This is a genomic window from Pseudomonas sp. ANT_H12B, from assembly GCF_008369325.1.
Lineage (GTDB): Bacteria > Pseudomonadota > Gammaproteobacteria > Pseudomonadales > Pseudomonadaceae > Aquipseudomonas.
Window position 1 is genome coordinate 217,230 of the sequence record NZ_VOBI01000006.1, and the last position, 16,436, is coordinate 233,665.

The 16,436-nt window shown below is 59.8% G+C and carries 14 protein-coding genes; 7 read left to right on the forward strand and 7 right to left on the reverse strand.

Going from position 1 to position 16,436, the window contains the following annotated elements; translation table 11 throughout:
- Positions 1-84: 84 nt before the first annotated feature.
- On the reverse strand, positions 85-1,044 hold the full coding sequence (locus FQ185_RS12100) for a DMT family transporter (RefSeq protein ID WP_149417639.1): 960 nt from the start codon (positions 1,042-1,044) through the stop codon (positions 85-87).
- Positions 1,045-1,255: 211 nt separating this feature from the next.
- Between FQ185_RS12100 and FQ185_RS12105 the strand changes: the two genes are divergently transcribed.
- Positions 1,256-1,450 (forward strand): DUF6316 family protein, encoded by a 195-nt coding sequence (locus tag FQ185_RS12105; RefSeq protein WP_149417640.1) that lies wholly within the window; start codon positions 1,256-1,258, stop codon positions 1,448-1,450.
- A gap of 139 nt (positions 1,451-1,589) precedes the next feature.
- On the opposite strand, the gene FQ185_RS12110 is transcribed toward FQ185_RS12105, so the two are convergent.
- The gene (locus FQ185_RS12110) at positions 1,590-2,774 is read right to left on the reverse strand and encodes a thiolase family protein (protein ID WP_149417641.1); all 1,185 of its coding nucleotides are present in this window, start codon (positions 2,772-2,774) and stop codon (positions 1,590-1,592) included.
- A gap of 105 nt (positions 2,775-2,879) precedes the next feature.
- Positions 2,880-4,400, reverse strand: a complete 1,521-nt coding sequence (pap, locus tag FQ185_RS12115) for a polyphosphate:AMP phosphotransferase (protein ID WP_149417642.1) — start codon at positions 4,398-4,400, stop codon at positions 2,880-2,882.
- Between the two features lie 131 nt (positions 4,401-4,531).
- Here pap and mnmC point away from each other — a divergent pair, with 131 nt between their 5' ends.
- The 5 genes from mnmC to FQ185_RS12140 all read left to right on the forward strand — a co-directional run bounded on the left by mnmC (position 4,532) and on the right by FQ185_RS12140 (position 11,859).
- Positions 4,532-6,514 carry a bifunctional tRNA (5-methylaminomethyl-2-thiouridine)(34)-methyltransferase MnmD/FAD-dependent 5-carboxymethylaminomethyl-2-thiouridine(34) oxidoreductase MnmC gene (gene mnmC, locus FQ185_RS12120; RefSeq protein ID WP_149417643.1) on the forward strand — a complete coding sequence of 661 codons (1,983 nt, stop codon included), beginning with the start codon at positions 4,532-4,534 and terminating at the stop codon, positions 6,512-6,514.
- Between the two features lie 123 nt (positions 6,515-6,637).
- Complete coding sequence (locus tag FQ185_RS12125; protein ID WP_149417644.1) at positions 6,638-8,410, forward strand: N-acetylglutaminylglutamine amidotransferase; 1,773 nt, start codon at positions 6,638-6,640, stop codon at positions 8,408-8,410.
- A 3-nt stretch (positions 8,411-8,413) separates the two neighbouring features.
- On the forward strand, positions 8,414-10,159 hold the full coding sequence (gene ngg / locus FQ185_RS12130; protein ID WP_149417645.1) for an N-acetylglutaminylglutamine synthetase: 1,746 nt from the start codon (positions 8,414-8,416) through the stop codon (positions 10,157-10,159).
- 142 nt (positions 10,160-10,301) lie between these two features.
- The gene (locus tag FQ185_RS12135; protein ID WP_149417646.1) at positions 10,302-11,492 is read left to right on the forward strand and encodes an osmoprotectant NAGGN system M42 family peptidase; all 1,191 of its coding nucleotides are present in this window, start codon (positions 10,302-10,304) and stop codon (positions 11,490-11,492) included.
- Positions 11,493-11,631: 139 nt separating this feature from the next.
- Complete coding sequence (locus FQ185_RS12140; protein WP_010461751.1) at positions 11,632-11,859, forward strand: YheU family protein; 228 nt, start codon at positions 11,632-11,634, stop codon at positions 11,857-11,859.
- A 5-nt stretch (positions 11,860-11,864) separates the two neighbouring features.
- On the opposite strand, the gene csrA is transcribed toward FQ185_RS12140, so the two are convergent.
- From csrA to FQ185_RS12155, 3 genes are all read right to left on the reverse strand, one after another.
- The gene (csrA, locus tag FQ185_RS12145; protein ID WP_149417647.1) at positions 11,865-12,050 is read right to left on the reverse strand and encodes a carbon storage regulator CsrA; all 186 of its coding nucleotides are present in this window, start codon (positions 12,048-12,050) and stop codon (positions 11,865-11,867) included.
- 153 nt (positions 12,051-12,203) lie between these two features.
- Positions 12,204-12,536, reverse strand: a complete 333-nt coding sequence (locus FQ185_RS12150) for a YnfA family protein (RefSeq protein ID WP_149417648.1) — start codon at positions 12,534-12,536, stop codon at positions 12,204-12,206.
- A 64-nt stretch (positions 12,537-12,600) separates the two neighbouring features.
- Entirely contained in the window at positions 12,601-13,416 is an 816-nt protein-coding gene (locus FQ185_RS12155) for an SDR family oxidoreductase (protein ID WP_149417649.1), read from the reverse strand.
- Between the two features lie 280 nt (positions 13,417-13,696).
- Here FQ185_RS12155 and FQ185_RS12160 point away from each other — a divergent pair, with 280 nt between their 5' ends.
- Complete coding sequence (locus FQ185_RS12160; protein WP_174602692.1) at positions 13,697-13,855, forward strand: DUF3309 family protein; 159 nt, start codon at positions 13,697-13,699, stop codon at positions 13,853-13,855.
- A gap of 57 nt (positions 13,856-13,912) precedes the next feature.
- On the opposite strand, the gene FQ185_RS12165 is transcribed toward FQ185_RS12160, so the two are convergent.
- Positions 13,913-16,006 carry an LTA synthase family protein gene (locus FQ185_RS12165; protein WP_149417650.1) on the reverse strand — a complete coding sequence of 698 codons (2,094 nt, stop codon included), beginning with the start codon at positions 16,004-16,006 and terminating at the stop codon, positions 13,913-13,915.
- Positions 16,007-16,436 lie beyond the last annotated feature (430 nt).

Consider the following 16,436-nt stretch of genomic DNA (forward strand, 5'->3'; position numbering starts at 1 on the left):
GGAATGCCTCTAATGGACGCTTTGCGTCCGCTGTAGGGACGCGGAGCGTCCCGGGCTGCATTCCCACGCAGAGCGTGGGAACGATCATCCGACTACTATTCTGGCCTTCCTGGCCTTGAGCCCGGCAATCAGCGACGGCCCCAACGCCACCAGCGCCGACCCCATTACCACCAACACCGCTCCGCCATACCCCAGGCCATTGATCGTCTCGGCATGCACATACTCCGGCCACAACCATGCGGCCATCGCCACGGCCACGAACGTCACCAGCGGCGTAATTGCCAGGGTCGCACTCACCCGCGAGGCTTCCCAATGGGCCAGGGCCTCGGCGAACGCGCCATACCCAATCAGGGTGTTCATGCAGCACGCCAGTAGCAGCCAGCCTTGCAGCGGGCTCAGTTGCAACGCTTCGAGCGGATGCGCCCACGGGGTCAACAACAGCGCGCAGAACAGGTAGATCACCATCATCACCTGCAAGGAATTCCACACGGTGAGCAATTGCTTCTGGCCCAGGGCGTAGAACGTCCAGACCGTCGAAGCCAACAGCACCATCAATACACCGGCGGTGTAATCGGTCAGCGAAGTGAGCAACTCACTCAGGCGCTGATTGAAAAACAGCGTGAAGCCGATCAACAGCACCAGCAGACCAATCCCCTGCCCCACGCTGAACCGTTCCTTGAACACAAACAGGCTGGCGATCAGCAACATGATCGGCCCCATCTGCACCACCAGTTGCGCGGTGCCGGGGCTGAGCAGGTTCAGGCCCATCAGGTACAAAACGTAGTTACCCACCAGACCGCACACCGCCATCAACACCAGCCACCCGCCGCGCGGGCCGAGGACTTTGCGACTCGGCAGGCGCTTGGTCGCCGCCAGGTAAATGAACAGGCACCCCCCGGACACCAGAAGTCGAAACCAGGTCACCGTCACCGGATCCATCACCAGCAGCACTTGCTTGAGTTTGATCGGCAGGATTCCCCACAAGAATGCGGTCACCAGGGCCAGGAGCAGACCGTAAACCCAGCGACCCGATGAAATGTGCATGCGTACCCCGAAGCCAATTGGCGAGAACCACCATTCTAGGCTCACAGTCGCTCGGCACACAGGGACAGTTGGCGACTGGCCGCGAATGAAACTGTGCAGGTCGCATCATTATATTGGCGGTGTGCCGTCGATCGGTTCGCCAGGCGCTGTAAGCGGTTCATGCATAAGCTCATTGGATCCATCCCTCGGAACACCCCTTCAGGAGATCACCATGTACGGCATGCGCGCCCAGGACAACGCCCCCGCCACGCACTTTCGCTGCGACCGGTTGTGTCGTGTGAATGGGGAGTTGTATTTCAGCACCCGGGAAAACACCCTGGAGGGGCCGTTTGAAAACCCGGAAAAGGCTGCGCAAGAGATTCAGGCTTATATCGCGCGGGTGCAGGTTTTGGGTACGAACCGATAGACCGCAGCGCCTGCATCGCGGGCAAGCCCGCTCCCACAGGTTCTATGGCGTGCGCAATATTTGTGAGCGCAGCCATTCACTGTGGGAGCGGGCTTGCCCGCGATAGCTATTTAACAGTCACTACAAAATTCCGAGATATTTAGCGCACCGCTTCGAACAACCCGGTCGCCCCCATCCCGCCCCCAACACACATGGTGACGATGCCGTAGCGCACATTACGCCGCTGCAATTCACGCACGATATGCCCGACCTGACGCGAACCGGTCATGCCAAACGGGTGGCCTATGGAAATAGAGCCGCCGTTGACGTTGTACTTCTCGTTATCGATCTCCAGCCGATTACGGCTGTACAAGCACTGCGAGGCGAACGCTTCGTTGAGCTCCCACAGATCGATGTCGGCAACCCGCAGGCCTTTGGCCTTGAGCAGCTTTGGCACCGAAAACACCGGGCCGATGCCCATTTCATCCGGCGCACACCCCGCCACCGCAAAGCCGCGGAAGAAGGCTTTGGGCTTCAACCCCAGCTCCAGGGCTTTTTCCAGGCTCATCACCAGGGTCATGGAAGCGCCGTCGGACAGTTGCGACGAATTGCCCGCCGTCACCGAACCGTCTTCGGCAAACACCGGTTTCAACCCGGCCAGACTTTGCAGCGTGGTATCAGGACGGTTGCAGTCGTCGCGATCGACGATGCCGTCGAGAATCTGCACCTGACCCGTGGCTTTGTCTTCAACCCGATACTTCACCGCCATCGGCACGATTTCATCATCGAACAATCCAGCGGCCTGAGCCTGAGCGGTACGTTGCTGGCTTTGCAGCGCGTACAGATCCTGTTCTTCGCGGCTGACGCTGTAACGACGAGCGACAATTTCAGCGGTCTGTCCCATCGGGAAATAAATGCCTGGCACCTGCTCTTTCAGCAGTGGATTGATCAGGTTGTCGGTGTTGACGCTTTTCATGGTCAGGCTGATGGACTCGACGCCACCGGCGACGATGATGTCGCTGCAACCCGAAGCGATCTGGTTGGCGGCGATTGCAATGGCCTGCAAGCCCGACGAGCAGAACCGGTTGAGGGTCATGCCAGAGGCGCCGATGCCCAAACGCGACAGCACCGCGACGTTGCGACCGATGTTGAATCCCTGTGCGCCTTCGTTGGAGCCGGCGCCGACGATGCAATCCTCAACGCTGGCCGGGTCGATGCCCGTGCGCGCCAACAATGCGTCGACACAATGCGCCGCCATATCGTCCGGACGGGTCATGTTGAATTTGCCGCGAAAGGATTTGGCCAGGCCGGTCCGCACGCTGTCGACGATCACCACTTCACGCATGGCATACCTCATTGTTGTTGTCGGTTGAGAGTGGACCGAGCATAAGCCCACCCAATTACCGACCGCGACAATCATTCACCCCGCGTATGCGCAACCATCGGCTCGCTATTTGTTCTTTTTGGCCTTCCTGGCCTGTTTGTCGGACTTTTCGAACGCTTCTTCCAGCGCCTGGTTGATGGTGCGCAAAACCTTGACGCGCGCCCAACGCTTGTCATTGGCTTCCACCAGGGTCCAGGGCGAGATTTCGGTGCTGGTACGGTCGACCATGTCACCGACAGCGGCCCGGTAGGCCTCCCACTTATCGCGGTTGCGCCAGTCGTCTTCGGTGATCTTGAAGCGCTTGAAGGGGATCTGTTCGCGCTCTTCGAATCGCTCCAGTTGCGTCTGCTTGTCGATGGCCAGCCAGAACTTGACCACGATGACCCCGGCGTCGGCGATCTGCTCTTCGAAATCGTTGATCTCACTGTAGGCGCGCAACCAGTCGGCCGAGCTGCAAAAGCCTTCGATGCGCTCCACCAGCACCCGGCCATACCAGGACCGGTCGAACACAGTGAATTTTCCTCGCGCCGGAATATGTCGCCAGAAGCGCCACAGATACGGGTGCGCCCGCTCCTCCTCGGTGGGCGCGGCGATCGGCACGATACTGTACTGGCGCGGGTCCAGCGCAGCGGCAACCCGTCGGATCGCCCCGCCCTTGCCCGCCGCATCGTTGCCTTCAAACACCGCGATCAAGGCGTGCCGACGCATGCGTTTGTCGCGCATCAATCCGGAAAACCGCGCCTGCTCGGTGATCAGCTGTTCTTCGTAATCGTCCTTATCCAGGCGCAAGGTCAAGTCGAGGCTGTCGAGCAGGTTCACCTGATCGACGCTGGGGGACACTGGCGCTGCGCTGACTTTTTCCGGGTGGATTTTCGGCCGTTTCAGAGCGCTTTGCAGACCCTCGAGCAAAATCTTGCCCACCACCAGACTCCGATAACGCGGGTCCATCCCGGCGATCACATGCCACGGCGCATAGTCGCGGCTGGTACGACGCAGGATGCGTTCGCCGTATTTCACAAACTTGTCGTAGGTCTGGGATTGTTGCCAGTCCAGCGGACTGATACGCCAGCTGTGCAGCGGGTCGTCCGCCAGCGCCTTGAGCCGTGCCTTCATTTGTTTCTTGGAAAGATGGAACCAGAACTTGAAGATCAGCGCCCCCTCGTCGCACAGCATCTTCTCCAGCCGCTCGGCTGCGTTAATGCCTTGATCAAGTCTAGGGTCCTTGAACAGGCCATGAACCCGGCCTTGCAGCATCTGGCTGTACCAACTGCCAAAGAAAACCCCCGTGCGCCCCGTGGCGGGGAGCATTCGCCAGTAGCGCCAGGCCGGAGGTCGCGCCAGCTCTTCGTCGGTTTGCTGGTCGAACGTGCGGACCTCGATCAAGCGCGGGTCCATCCATTCATTGAGCAACTTGACAGTCTCGCCCTTGCCGGCGCCTTCAATGCCGTTGATCAGAATGATCACCGGAAAGCGGCGTTGCTGGTGAAGTTCGAACTGAGCTTCGAGCAAGGCTTCACGCAGGGCTGGCACTTCGGCTTCGTAGGTTTCTTTGTCGATCGCGTGAACGATTTCGGCAGATTCGAACATGGGACGGCTCCTTCCAGGATTGAGCAAGACTAGCGGATTGACTCGTTTACCGCGGGAGAAATCCCTTTTTCGTCACAACGATGCCTTCGTGTAGCAGATAGAATGGCCGCCTTGCCGTTGCCGAGCCTGCCATGAAACCTGTATTGCCCCACGCCCAGCTCGACTGGGACGACCAAGGGCTCCCGCGCTCGCGGGTGTTCGACGATGTGTATTTTTCCGATCTCTCGGGTCTTGATGAAACCCGTTACGTGTTCCTCGAACAAAACGCATTGGGTGAACGCTTCGCCGCGTTGCCGGCAGGCGGACGATTGGTGATTGGCGAGACCGGTTTCGGTACCGGGTTGAATTTCCTTTGCGCCTGGCAGCTGTTCGAACAACACGCGGTGGCCGGTGCGCGACTGCATTTTGTCAGTGTCGAAAAGTACCCGTTGAGCCTGTCCGATCTGCGCCGGGCCCTGGCCTTGTGGCCGGAGCTCAAGCCATTTGCCGATCAACTGCTGGCGCAATACGTGGCGATCCATCAGGGCTTCCAACGGCTGGTGCTGGATAACGGCCGCGTCACGCTGACGTTGCTGATCGGCGATGCACTGGAGCAATTGCCGCAACTGGATGCGCAGATCGACGCGTGGTTTCTCGACGGTTTCGCCCCCGCGAAAAACCCCGACATGTGGACAGCTGAACTGTTCGCCGAACTGGCTCGCCTGGCGGCACCCGGCTCGACCATCAGCACCTTTACCAGCACCGGTTGGGTCCGGCGCCTGCTCAATGCCGCAGGTTTCAAAATGAAACGCACGCCAGGCATCGGCCATAAATGGGAGATCCTGCGGGGCGTGTTTCTCGGCTGGCCCGAAGAGGTTACGGCGCCAGCAACGACAAAACCGTGGTTTGCGCGCCCTGCGCCGCTGACCGGCGAACGACATGCCCTGGTGATTGGCGCTGGCCTGGCCGGTTGTGCTACGGCCGCCAGCCTGGCGGCGCGGGGCTGGCAAGTCAGTCTGCTGGAGCGTCACGACGCGCTGGCACAGGAAGCCTCGGGCAATCCTCAGGGCGTGTTGTACCTCAAGCTTTCGGCGCACGGCACCGCGTTGTCGCAATTGATTGTCAGCGGTTTCGGTTACACCCGACGTCTGCTGGAACAGTTGCAGCGCGGCGTCGACTGGGACGATTGCGGGGTCTTGCAACTGGCGTTCAATGCCAAGGAAGCCGAGCGTCAGACGCAATTGGCCTCAGCCTTTTCGCCTGACCTGGTGCACTTGCTCGATCAATCGCAGGCACAGGCGCAAGCCGGTATCGCGTTGGAGTACGGCGGATTGTTCTTCCCCGAAGGCGGCTGGGTTCACCCGCCAGCGCTGTGTCAGTGGCAGGCGTCTTCGCCCCTTATTCAATGGCTGCCCCATCGCGAAGTACTGGAATTGCGCAAAGTCGATGATCAGTGGCAAGCCTGGGACGGTGATGTTCTGCTCGCCAGCGCCGCCGTGGTGATTCTGGCGGGCGCCGCCGAAATCAAGCGTTTCCCGCAAAGCGCCGAGCTGCCCCTCAAACGTATTCGCGGGCAGATTACCCGCCTGGCACAAACGCCTGAAAGCCAGAGCCTGACCACTGTCGTTTGTGCCGAAGGCTATGTGGCGCCGGCTCGACTGGGCGAACACACGTTCGGCGCCAGTTTTGATTTCAAGAGCGATAACCTGACCCCAACCGTGTCCGAACACCTGGGCAATCTGGCCTTGCTCGAGGAAATATCCCCCGACCTGGCCGCTCGCCTGCACGCTCGGGATCTTGACCCGCAACAACTTGAAGGGCGCGCAGCCTTCCGTTGCACGAGTCCGGATTACCTGCCAATCGTCGGTCCATTGGCCGAACAAGTGGCCTTCGCCGACGCCTACGCCGCACTGAGTAAAGACGCCCGACAAGTGCCGGACATTCCCTGCCCGTGGCTGGAGGGGTTTTACGTCAACAGCGGCCATGGTTCTCGCGGCCTGATCACCGCGCCATTGGCGGGAGAGCTGCTGGCGGCATGGCTGGATAATGAGCCTCTGCCGTTGCCAAAAGCTGTCGCCGAGGCCTGCCATCCCAACCGTTTTGCCGTGCGCCAACTGATCCGCGGAAAAGTCTGACACCGCGCCTTATAACTTATCGGTCTAAAACTCCGGGGATTGAGCCGGGTCAGTTTCTGAGTACCCGCCGTTTTTGGCGCGTATCGATTGACCCTCCCCAACGGAAAAACCGGTAAGGACTTTATGTGCGGATTAGCTGGCGAGTTACGTTTTGATCATCAACCTGCAGACCTTGCAGCCATTGAGCGAATCACCCATCACCTGGCACCTCGTGGCCCTGACGCGTGGGGCTTTCAAGCCCAAGGACCGATTGCCCTGGGCCATCGCCGCCTGAAAATCATGGACTTGTCGGACGGCTCGGCGCAGCCGATGGTCGACAACCAACTGGGCCTGACCCTGGCCTTCAACGGCGCGATCTACAACTTTCCGGAACTGCGCGCCGAGCTTGAAGAACTCGGTTACGCCTTCTATTCCGGCGGTGACACCGAAGTGCTGCTCAAGGGCTATCACGCCTGGGGCGAAGCACTGCTGCCCAAACTCAACGGCATGTTCGCCTTCGCCATTTGGGAACGCGACGCCAAACGCCTGTTTATCGCCCGCGACCGCCTCGGCGTGAAACCGCTGTACCTGTCGCGCACCGGCCAGCGCCTGCGTTTTGCCTCGTCCCTGCCGGCGTTGCTCAAGGGCGGCGACATCAACCCGATCCTCGATCCGGTGGCACTCAATCACTACTTGAATTTCCACGCCGTGGTTCCGGCACCGCGCACCTTGCTCGCGGGCATCGAAAAGCTGCCGCCAGCGACCTGGATGCGCATCGAAGCGGACGGCAGCACCGAGCAGAAAACCTGGTGGACCCTGCCCTACGGCCCACACGCCGACGAAATGAATCTGAGCCTCGAAGACTGGCGCGACCGTGTGCTCGACAGCACCCGCGACGCGGTGGCCATCCGTCAACGTGCGGCAGTCGACGTCGGTGTGCTGCTTTCGGGTGGTGTCGATTCGAGCATGCTGGTGGGACTGTTGCGTGAAGTCGGTGTTGAAAACCTGTCGACGTTCTCCATCGGTTTCCAGGATGCCGGCGGCGAGCGCGGCGACGAGTTTCAGTATTCGGACCTGATCGCCAAGCACTACGGCACGCAGCACCATCAACTGCGCATCGATGAAAAAGAGATCATCGAACAATTGCCCGCAGCGTTCCGCGCCATGAGCGAGCCGATGGTCAGCCATGACTGCATCGCTTTCTATCTGTTGTCGCGAGAAGTGGCCAAGCACTGCAAGGTTGTGCAGAGCGGCCAGGGCGCCGACGAGTTGTTCGCCGGTTATCACTGGTATCCGCAGGTGGATGGCGCCAGCGACCCGTACGCGGCCTATCGCGATGCGTTTTTCGACCGCAGTTATGACGACTATGCCGCCACTGTGCAGCCGAAATGGCTGACGGCGAATGACGCCGCCGGCGACTTCGTCAAAGAACATTTCGCACAGCCCGGCGCCGATGCTGCAGTGGATAAAGCCTTGCGTCTGGACAGCACGGTGATGCTCGTAGACGACCCGGTCAAACGCGTCGACAACATGACCATGGCCTGGGGTCTGGAAGCGCGCACGCCGTTTCTGGACTATCGCCTGGTGGAATTGTCGGCCCGCGTGCCGGGCAAATTCAAACTGCCGGATGGTGGTAAACAGGTTTTGAAAGAAGCGGCGCGGCTGGTGATTCCGAGTGAAGTGATCGATCGCAAGAAAGGTTACTTCCCGGTGCCGGGCCTCAAGCATTTGCAGGGCGACACGCTGAACTGGGTGCGCGAACTGCTGCTGGATCCGAGTCAGGATCGCGGCTTGTTCAAGCCGGCCATGCTTGATCGCCTGCTGACCGATCCACAGGGTCAATTGACCCCGTTGCGCGGCTCCAAGCTGTGGCAATTGGCGGCGCTGAACCTGTGGCTCAGTGAACAAGGAATCTGATCGATGAAACCTCACGCCACGGCTTACAGCCAACGCTTGTTGCGCGGTCAGGCGCCCTCTTACGAACGCTTGCAGGCGCGCCTGGCCGAAGATGGCAGCAAACTGGGCGCGGCACCGATTGCCGTGCATTGTGGTTGGGGCCGATTGCTGATCGGCCACACCTTTCCCGATGCGGCGAGCCTCGCCCAGGAATTGCTCAACGAGCAACCCGGCGAGCGCGATATTGCTTTGTATGTCGCCGCGCCCCAGCAAGTCCTGGGGCTAGAGCCGGCCCAGCTGTTTCTCGACCCGTCCGACACCTTGCGCCTGTGGTTCAGTGATTACCGCCAATCCACCCGTGTATTTCGCGGGTTTCGCATCCGCCGCGCCCAGAGCGAGACGGACTGGCAGGCGGTCAATCAGCTCTATCAATTGCGCGGCATGCTGCCGATCGACGCGAGTCTGCTGACCCCGCGCCATCAGGGCGGCCCGGTGTATTGGCTGGCGGAAGATGAGGACAGCGGCGCAATCATAGGCAGCGTCATGGGTCTGGATCATCACAAGGCGTTCAACGATCCGGAGAACGGCAGCAGCCTGTGGTGCCTGGCGGTAGACCCGCAATGTTCGCGACCGGGTGTCGGTGAAGTGCTGGTGCGGCATCTGATCGAACATTTCATGAGCCGTGGGCTGAGTTACCTGGACTTGTCAGTGCTGCACGACAACCGGCAAGCGAAAAGTCTTTACGCCAAGCTCGGTTTTCGCAACTTGTCGACCTTCGCGATCAAGCGCAAAAACTGCATCAATCAGCCGTTGTTTCTCGGCCCGGGCCCCGAAGCCGAGTTCAATCCGTATGCGCGAATCATCGTCGAGGAAGCCCACCGTCGCGGCATCGACGTGCAAGTGGATGACGCCGATGCCGGGATGTTTACCCTCAGCCTTGGCGGGCGTCGGGTGCGTTGCCGCGAATCCCTCAGCGATCTGACCAGCGCCATCAGCATGAGCCTCTGCCAGGACAAAAGCCTGACGCACAAAGTGCTCAAGGCTGCCGGCCTGAACCTGCCGTCGCAACAACTGGCCGGGAACGCCGATGACAACCTGGCGTTTCTCGACGAGCACGAGCGGGTGGTGGTCAAACCGCTGGATGGCGAACAGGGCCACGGCGTGGCGGTAGATTTGCGGACCATCGAAGATGTCCAGCAAGCCATCGAATCAGCGCGCCAGTTCGACAGTCGAGTGTTGTTGGAAAGCTTCCATGAAGGCCTGGATCTGCGGATTGTGGTGATCGGTTTCGAGGTGGTTGCCGCGGCCATTCGCCGACCGGCAGAAGTGGTCGGTGATGGTCAGCATTCGATCGGTGAGTTGATCGAAGCCCAGAGCCGGCGTCGTCAGGCAGCCACCAGCGGTGAAAGCAAAATCCCGCTCGATCATGAGACCGAGCGCACCTTGAAAGCGGCAGGTCATGACTACAGCAGCATTCTGCCGGCCGGCGAGCATTTGTTCGTACGGCGTACGGCGAATCTTCATACCGGCGGCATTCTCGAAGACGTCACGGCGATCCTGCATCCAACCCTGGTAGATGCGGCGGTACGCGCGGCGCGGGCGCTGGATATTCCGATGGTGGGACTTGACCTGATGGTGTCTGCCGCGGATCAGCCGGAGTATGTGTTTATCGAAGCCAATGAGCGCGCGGGACTGGCCAACCACGAACCGCAGCCGACGGCCGAACGGTTTGTGGACTTGTTGTTTCCGCATAGTCAGCCGGCGGTTTAACCCCCTTCATGATCGTTCCCGCGCTCTGCGTGGGAATGCCTCACCGGACGCTCTGCGTTCGTTCTTGGGACGCAGAGCGTCCCCGGCTGCATTCCCACGCAGAGCGTGGGAACGATCAGGCCTCAACGAATCAGGAGTTTCCATGACCAGCAAAATTCCCGAACCGGATCTCAACTACCTGCAAAAAGTCCTGCTGGAAATGCTCGCCATTCCCAGCCCGACCGGGTTCACCGACACCATCGTGCGTTACGTGGCCGAACGGCTTGAAGAGCTCGGCATTCCCTTTGAGATGACCCGTCGCGGGACCATTCGCGCCACCCTCAAGGGCAAGAAGAACAGCCCGGACCGTGCGGTCTCGGCTCACTTGGACACCATCGGCGCGGCGGTTCGCGCGATCAAGGACAACGGGCGTCTGACCCTGGCCCCCGTCGGTTGCTGGTCCAGCCGTTTTGCCGAAGGCAGCCGGGTCAGCCTGTTTACCGACAACGGCGTGATCCGCGGCAGCGTGTTGCCGCTGATGGCTTCCGGGCACGCGTTCAATACCGCCGTGGATGAAATGCCGATCAGTTGGGATCACATCGAATTGCGCCTGGATGCCTATTGCGCCACCCGCGCCGATTGCGACTCCCTGGGGATCAGCGTCGGCGATTTTGTCGCCTTCGACCCGTTACCGGAGTTCACCGAAAGCGGTCACATCAGCGCCCGTCACCTTGATGACAAGGCCGGTGTTGCCGCACTGCTGGCGGCGCTGAAAGCGATCGTCGACAGCGGCGAAGAGCTGATGATCGACTGTCATCCGCTGTTCACCATTACCGAGGAAACCGGCAGCGGTGCCGCGGCGGCACTGCCTTGGGATGTCAGCGAATTCGTCGGCATCGACATTGCACCAGTCGCACCGGGCCAGCACTCCAGTGAACACACGGTCAGCGTGGCGATGCAGGATTCCGGCGGCCCTTATGACTATCACCTGTCGCGGCACCTGTTGCGACTCGCCAGTGATAACGAATTGCCGGCGCGTCGTGACCTGTTCCGCTATTACTTCAGCGACGCCCATTCGGCGGTCACCGCCGGGCACGACATTCGCACCGCCCTGCTCGCCTTCGGCTGCGACGCGACCCACGGCTATGAACGTACCCACATCGATAGCCTTGCTGCGCTCAGCCGGTTGCTCGGGGCCTACATCCTCAGCCCGCCAGTATTCGCCAGCGATGCACAACCGGCCAAAGGTGCGCTGGACCGGTTCAGTCATCAGATCGAGCACGACACGCAGATGGAAAGCGATACCCGCGTGCCGTCGGTGGACAGCTTGGTGGGGCAGCGGTCGGAGAGCTGACCCTGGCATTTTCGTTGCCTGAAAGATCGCCTTCGCGGGCTTGCCCGCGAAGGCGATCTTTCAGGCAACACATGAGGCCCGGGCTAGCCGCAACCGACCATTCGCCGTAGCATCGCGACATTGTTTAGCCGAGGTGCCTATGCTGATCCCCTACGACCAACTTGAAGTCGACACCCTGACCCGCCTGATCGAGGATTTCGTGACCCGTGACGGCACAGACAACGGTGATGACACGCCATTGGAAACCCGTGTACTGCGTGTTCGTCAGGCATTGACCAAGGGCCAGGCGTTGATCGTCTTCGATCCGGACAGTGAACAATGCCAGTTGATGCTCAAGCACGACGTGCCCAAGCATCTGTTCGACTGAGGCCTTCAGCGCCCCTTGTTTTTCGCCAGTTTGACCTGGATGCGGTCGTAGACTTCGGACCGGTGCACACTGACGTCCCGTGGCGCTTCGACACCAAAGCGCACGCTGTTTCCGTCGACCGCTACAACACGCACGGAAATGTTGTCACCAATGGAAATCAATTCGCCCACAACGCGACTGAGTACAAGCATGGCTTTCGTCCTTCAGGGTTATCGGACCCTGAAGATGCCCGGCGCGCGTCGGGTCTTCAATGCGACGACAGCAATCAGGAACCGCCCCACAGGGCAGAACGAGCCTCTCTGACGGAAGCGTCTGACAAACCCTTTGAATGAAGGACCGATCCTTCAGGAAGCGGAGAATCGCGGGCCGAACAGGATGACACTGGCCCCGATCACACACAGCGCCACGCCGATCCAGTCCGAGCTCAGCGGACGAATTCGCTCGACCACCGCCAGCCAGCCAATCGACGCAATGATGTAAATGCCACCGTAGGCGGCATAAGCGCGACCGGCGTAGGCCGCTTCGACGCGGGTCAGCAGCAGCGCGAACAAGGTCAGGCTGAGCAGCGCAGGGACAATCCACCAGGCACTTTTGCCTTGGCGCAGCCATACCCAGAAGGCAAAGCAGCCAGCGATTTCAAACAGCGCGGCAAGGAAAAACCACAGGTAGTTGAGCATGCGCACGTCTCGCGAGGATGGCCGATGGGGGCCACCCTAACGATGGTGTAACGCGGGAGCAAGCTCAGCCTGTGGTTTGCTTGGCCTTGGAGCGCATCTTGTCGGCCATGACGGTCATTTCGTTGTAGAGCAGTTGCGGGTTTTTCTGCTTGAGCGCCCAGGCCATACGGCCCTGCTCGTGGGGCAGAATCATGAATTCGCTGGCGGCGACGTGCTGATAGATGTAGTCAGCAATGTCGGCAGCGGTGATCGGCGAACTTTCCAGCAACTTGCCCACCTGGGCTTTCATGGCAGGCGTCGGGCCGCGGAAAGAGTCCAGCAAGTTGGTCTGGAAGAACGACGGACACACCACATGCACGCCGATCTCTTGTTGCGCCAGTTCGACCAACAGGCTTTCGGACAGTGCCACTACACCAGCTTTGGCCACGTTGTAGTTGCTCATGGCCGGCCCTTGCATCAGGGCTGCCATCGACGCGATGTTGATGATTTTGCCTTTGCTTTTCTCCAGCAACGGCAGGAAGGCCTTGCAACCTTTGACCACGCCCATCAGGTTGATCGCGATCTGCCAGTCCCAATCTTCCAGCGACAGTTCATTGAAGAACCCGCCCGAGGCAACGCCGGCGTTATTGACGATGACATCGATGCCGCCGAGTTTCTCTTCGCAAGCCTGGGCGAAGGCAGTCAACTGACTGTAGTCGCGCACATCGCAACGCTGGATAAAACCGTCGCCGCCTGCTTCGCGCACCAGCTTCAGGGTTTCTTGCAAACCAGGTTCGCTGACATCCGACAAGGCCAGTTGCCAGCCTTCACGCGCCCAGCGCAGCGCGATTTCGCGACCCAGGCCCGAGCCCGCGCCAGTGATCATCATGCGATTTTGCATAGCAAACAGCCTTGTTGTTCCGGGGAAGATGCATCGAGTGTAGCGAAGGAGCGTGCGCGCCCCACGCTCCATCAGATTGCTGAATGGCCCAAGCAAACCGTGGGCGAACCTGAACCAACTAGTACAACAAAAAACGAAATAAACCTTTCTTCGAAAAACATTAAAAAAACTTGGAATTTTCTGTCGTGGGCAAGAGTCGGATTTTGTAAGCCGCTTGGTTTTATTGCATTCGAGCTGACAGTTGTAGGCCAGGTAATTCCAGAACACTTCCAACAAGGAAATAGACATGGGCACAATTCTTATCATTATTCTGATCCTGTTGCTGGTCGGTGGTTTACCAGTGTTCCCGCACTCCAGAAGTTGGGGTTATGGACCATCGGGCATCATCGGTGTGGTGTTGGTAGTGCTGTTGATCCTGTTGTTGCTCGGCAAGATATAAAGATTTAACAGACAAAAAAAGAGGCCCTTATGGGCCTCTTCTTTATTGCGTCGGCCCTTAGTCCGGCTTGCCGTCAACCACACCGGCGGTGTTGTCGATCAGGCTCTTGGTGGCGGTCTGAATGAACGACTCAAGTTGTTGCTTGAGGGCTGCTTCGTCAGCCGATGCCGGGATCACCTCACCTTTGGAATTGGCGCCCAACTGGTACTGATACAGCTTGGGTGGCATCTCTTTGGGCAACACCAACACGCGGTCCGCGGTCAGCAACGCTACGGTCTGATCGCTACCCGAAGGTTTGATCACGCCGAAGCCCTTGTCGCCTTCCGGCAGGTTCAGCAGATCGCGGCCCCAGCATTGATGAACCACGTCACCACCGATGCGCCCCATGATGGTCGGCACGACGTCGATCTGAGTGCCCACGGTATGGTCGACCTGACCGAATTTTTCCTGGACGCCTGGCCCGATCAACAACATCGGCACGTTAAAGCGGCCCAGGTCCATTTCAGTGATCTGTTGCTCGTTACCAAAACCGTGGTCACCGACAACCACAAACAGGGTTTCGTTGAAGTACGGCTCTTTACGCGCTTTTTCAAAGAACTGACCCAGCGCCCAGTCGGAGTAACGCATGGCGGTCAAATGTTCGTTGAGGCTGCCACGGTCGGTCACGCGCTCTACCGGCAATGGCGTCGGCAAGGCGTACGGCGTGTGGTTGGACAGGGTTTGCAGCAAGGCATAGAACGGCTTTTTATCTTTGCCATCGCGCGCCTTCAGTTCTTCCAGGCCACGGCTGAACATGTCCTGGTCGGACACGCCCCAGGTTGGATCGGAGAACACCGGATTGACGAAGTCGTTGCGCCCGATGAAGTTGGTCATGCCCTGGCTGCTGAAGAAGCCCGACTGGTTGTCCCAGGCGAAATCGCCGTTGTAGACATACACGTCGTCGTAATCACGGGCACTGAGCAATTGCGGCAGGCCGGACAGCTTGTGGCTGCCTTCCGGGGTCTGCATCAGGTATTCGAAACCCGGCAGGTTCGGGAAGCAGGCCATGGTGGCGAACATGCCCTGGTGGGTATGGGTGCCGTTGGAGAAGAAACGGTCGAACAACAGGCCTTCTTTCGACAGTTTGTCGAAGTACGGCGTGATCTCGCCCGGACGTCCCAGAGCGCCCACCGAATGGCCGGCGAAGCTTTCCATCAGGATGACCACGACGTTCTTGATCGGCAGCGTCTTGTTGGTGTCCGGGCTGAAGTTACGGCGTACGGCGGCTGTCTCGGGGTCCACCAGTTTGTCGCTTGGGGTCAGCAACATGTCACGCACGGTCTGCTGGGCCAAAGGCTGCGCCAGTGTAGCTTTCCAGATGTTGTCGCGTTCTTCGGACATCCGGCTCTTTGCAGCGGCGATCAGCGACAGTGTTCCGTTGAGGCCCAACTGGTTGGCGAAGTTCGAGTCGGTGGTGTAAACGTCACCCCAACGCATCGGCGGGCCTTGACGCAGGGTGCCACGAGCAGCGACCACACAGACCAGCAGGCAGACCACGAACACGACGATCCGCGAATACCACGGGGCGATCTGGCGAGTGCCGATGCTGCCGCCGCTGAACGGACCGCGAGGACGGGTCGCACGGTCGGCGCCCTTGAATGCGAGCGTCAGGATCAATGTGCCCACGGCCCAGGCCAGCAGGTAGCGAACCACCGGGAAACCGTACCAGAGCATGCTCATCACGGTCTTCGGGTCTTCCTTGACGTACTGGAAGACCAGACCGTTGAGGCGCTGGTGGAACTCACGGTAGAAGTCCATCTCCATCAGGCCCAGGAACAGCGCGATGCTCGAGGCAATGGTCAGCCAGAAACGGAAGAACCCGCGTGCGGCCATGGCCCGGGCGCTGAACAGCGCCAGCAGCAATGGAATGCTGAGGTAGACCACCAGGCGCAAGTCGAAACGCAGGCCGTTGGTGAACGCTTCGAGAAAGGTCGAGGCCGGTGTGTCGAGGATCATCTCGCGGTTGTAGACCAGCAGCGCAACGCGCAGCAGGCTGAACATGACCATCATGACCAAGGCACACAGCAGCGTGTAGGCCAGATGCGATTTGACGGTCGGTTGCAGCAGGCGACTAGAAGCTCGCTGCTGACTCAGGGCGTCCGGGTTTGCCATGTCGTTTTAGGACCCATTGGAAGTTAAAGTTTCAAAAATACAGCTGCGCCCTGCCCTCTGTTGGCCAATTCTCGGCCCCGGGGCTTGCGCGGTGCGCAAATGTTGCACGATCAACCGCGGCAATGCCATTGATTACTACCCGGTGATGCTGGCGCGGGCGAATTGTCTTGGAGGCTTTGTGAAAATTTCGTGCAACGCATATCAGGAAACAAAATAAAGGTTCTGGTCTGAAAGCTGACAGGGGGGGTGATTGGGGGTATATCCGTTTCTGCGGTGATGGCGGCTGGCGGTTTCGCTTTTACAGCGAGTCACTTGGAAGAGCCGCAAGTAACCAAGGGCTCTTGCCCCGCCATTCGGTGCCTCGCTGTGGCTCGGCATGCCGTAACGAAGGCATTGCTCCGGGGGGCCGCCGCCATCGGGACGCGGAGCG

What these genes read in the sequence shown, in the direction of transcription:
- ngg (WP_149417645.1), top strand. Translation starts at nt 8,414, where the DNA reads ATGAAACCTCACGCCACGGCTTACAGCCAACGCTTGTTGCGCGGTCAG.
- FQ185_RS12150 (WP_149417648.1), bottom strand. Translation starts at nt 12,536, where the DNA reads ATGCTCAACTACCTGTGGTTTTTCCTTGCCGCGCTGTTTGAAATCGCT.
- mnmC (WP_149417643.1), top strand. Translation starts at nt 4,532, where the DNA reads ATGAAACCTGTATTGCCCCACGCCCAGCTCGACTGGGACGACCAAGGG.
- FQ185_RS12125 (WP_149417644.1), top strand. Translation starts at nt 6,638, where the DNA reads ATGTGCGGATTAGCTGGCGAGTTACGTTTTGATCATCAACCTGCAGAC.
- FQ185_RS12135 (WP_149417646.1), top strand. Translation starts at nt 10,302, where the DNA reads ATGACCAGCAAAATTCCCGAACCGGATCTCAACTACCTGCAAAAAGTC.
- FQ185_RS12140 (WP_010461751.1), top strand. Translation starts at nt 11,632, where the DNA reads ATGCTGATCCCCTACGACCAACTTGAAGTCGACACCCTGACCCGCCTG.
- FQ185_RS12155 (WP_149417649.1), bottom strand. Translation starts at nt 13,416, where the DNA reads ATGCAAAATCGCATGATGATCACTGGCGCGGGCTCGGGCCTGGGTCGC.
- FQ185_RS12105 (WP_149417640.1), top strand. Translation starts at nt 1,256, where the DNA reads ATGTACGGCATGCGCGCCCAGGACAACGCCCCCGCCACGCACTTTCGC.
- FQ185_RS12110 (WP_149417641.1), bottom strand. Translation starts at nt 2,774, where the DNA reads ATGCGTGAAGTGGTGATCGTCGACAGCGTGCGGACCGGCCTGGCCAAA.
- FQ185_RS12100 (WP_149417639.1), bottom strand. Translation starts at nt 1,044, where the DNA reads ATGCACATTTCATCGGGTCGCTGGGTTTACGGTCTGCTCCTGGCCCTG.
- FQ185_RS12165 (WP_149417650.1), bottom strand. Translation starts at nt 16,006, where the DNA reads ATGGCAAACCCGGACGCCCTGAGTCAGCAGCGAGCTTCTAGTCGCCTG.
- pap (WP_149417642.1), bottom strand. Translation starts at nt 4,400, where the DNA reads ATGTTCGAATCTGCCGAAATCGTTCACGCGATCGACAAAGAAACCTAC.
- csrA (WP_149417647.1), bottom strand. Translation starts at nt 12,050, where the DNA reads ATGCTTGTACTCAGTCGCGTTGTGGGCGAATTGATTTCCATTGGTGAC.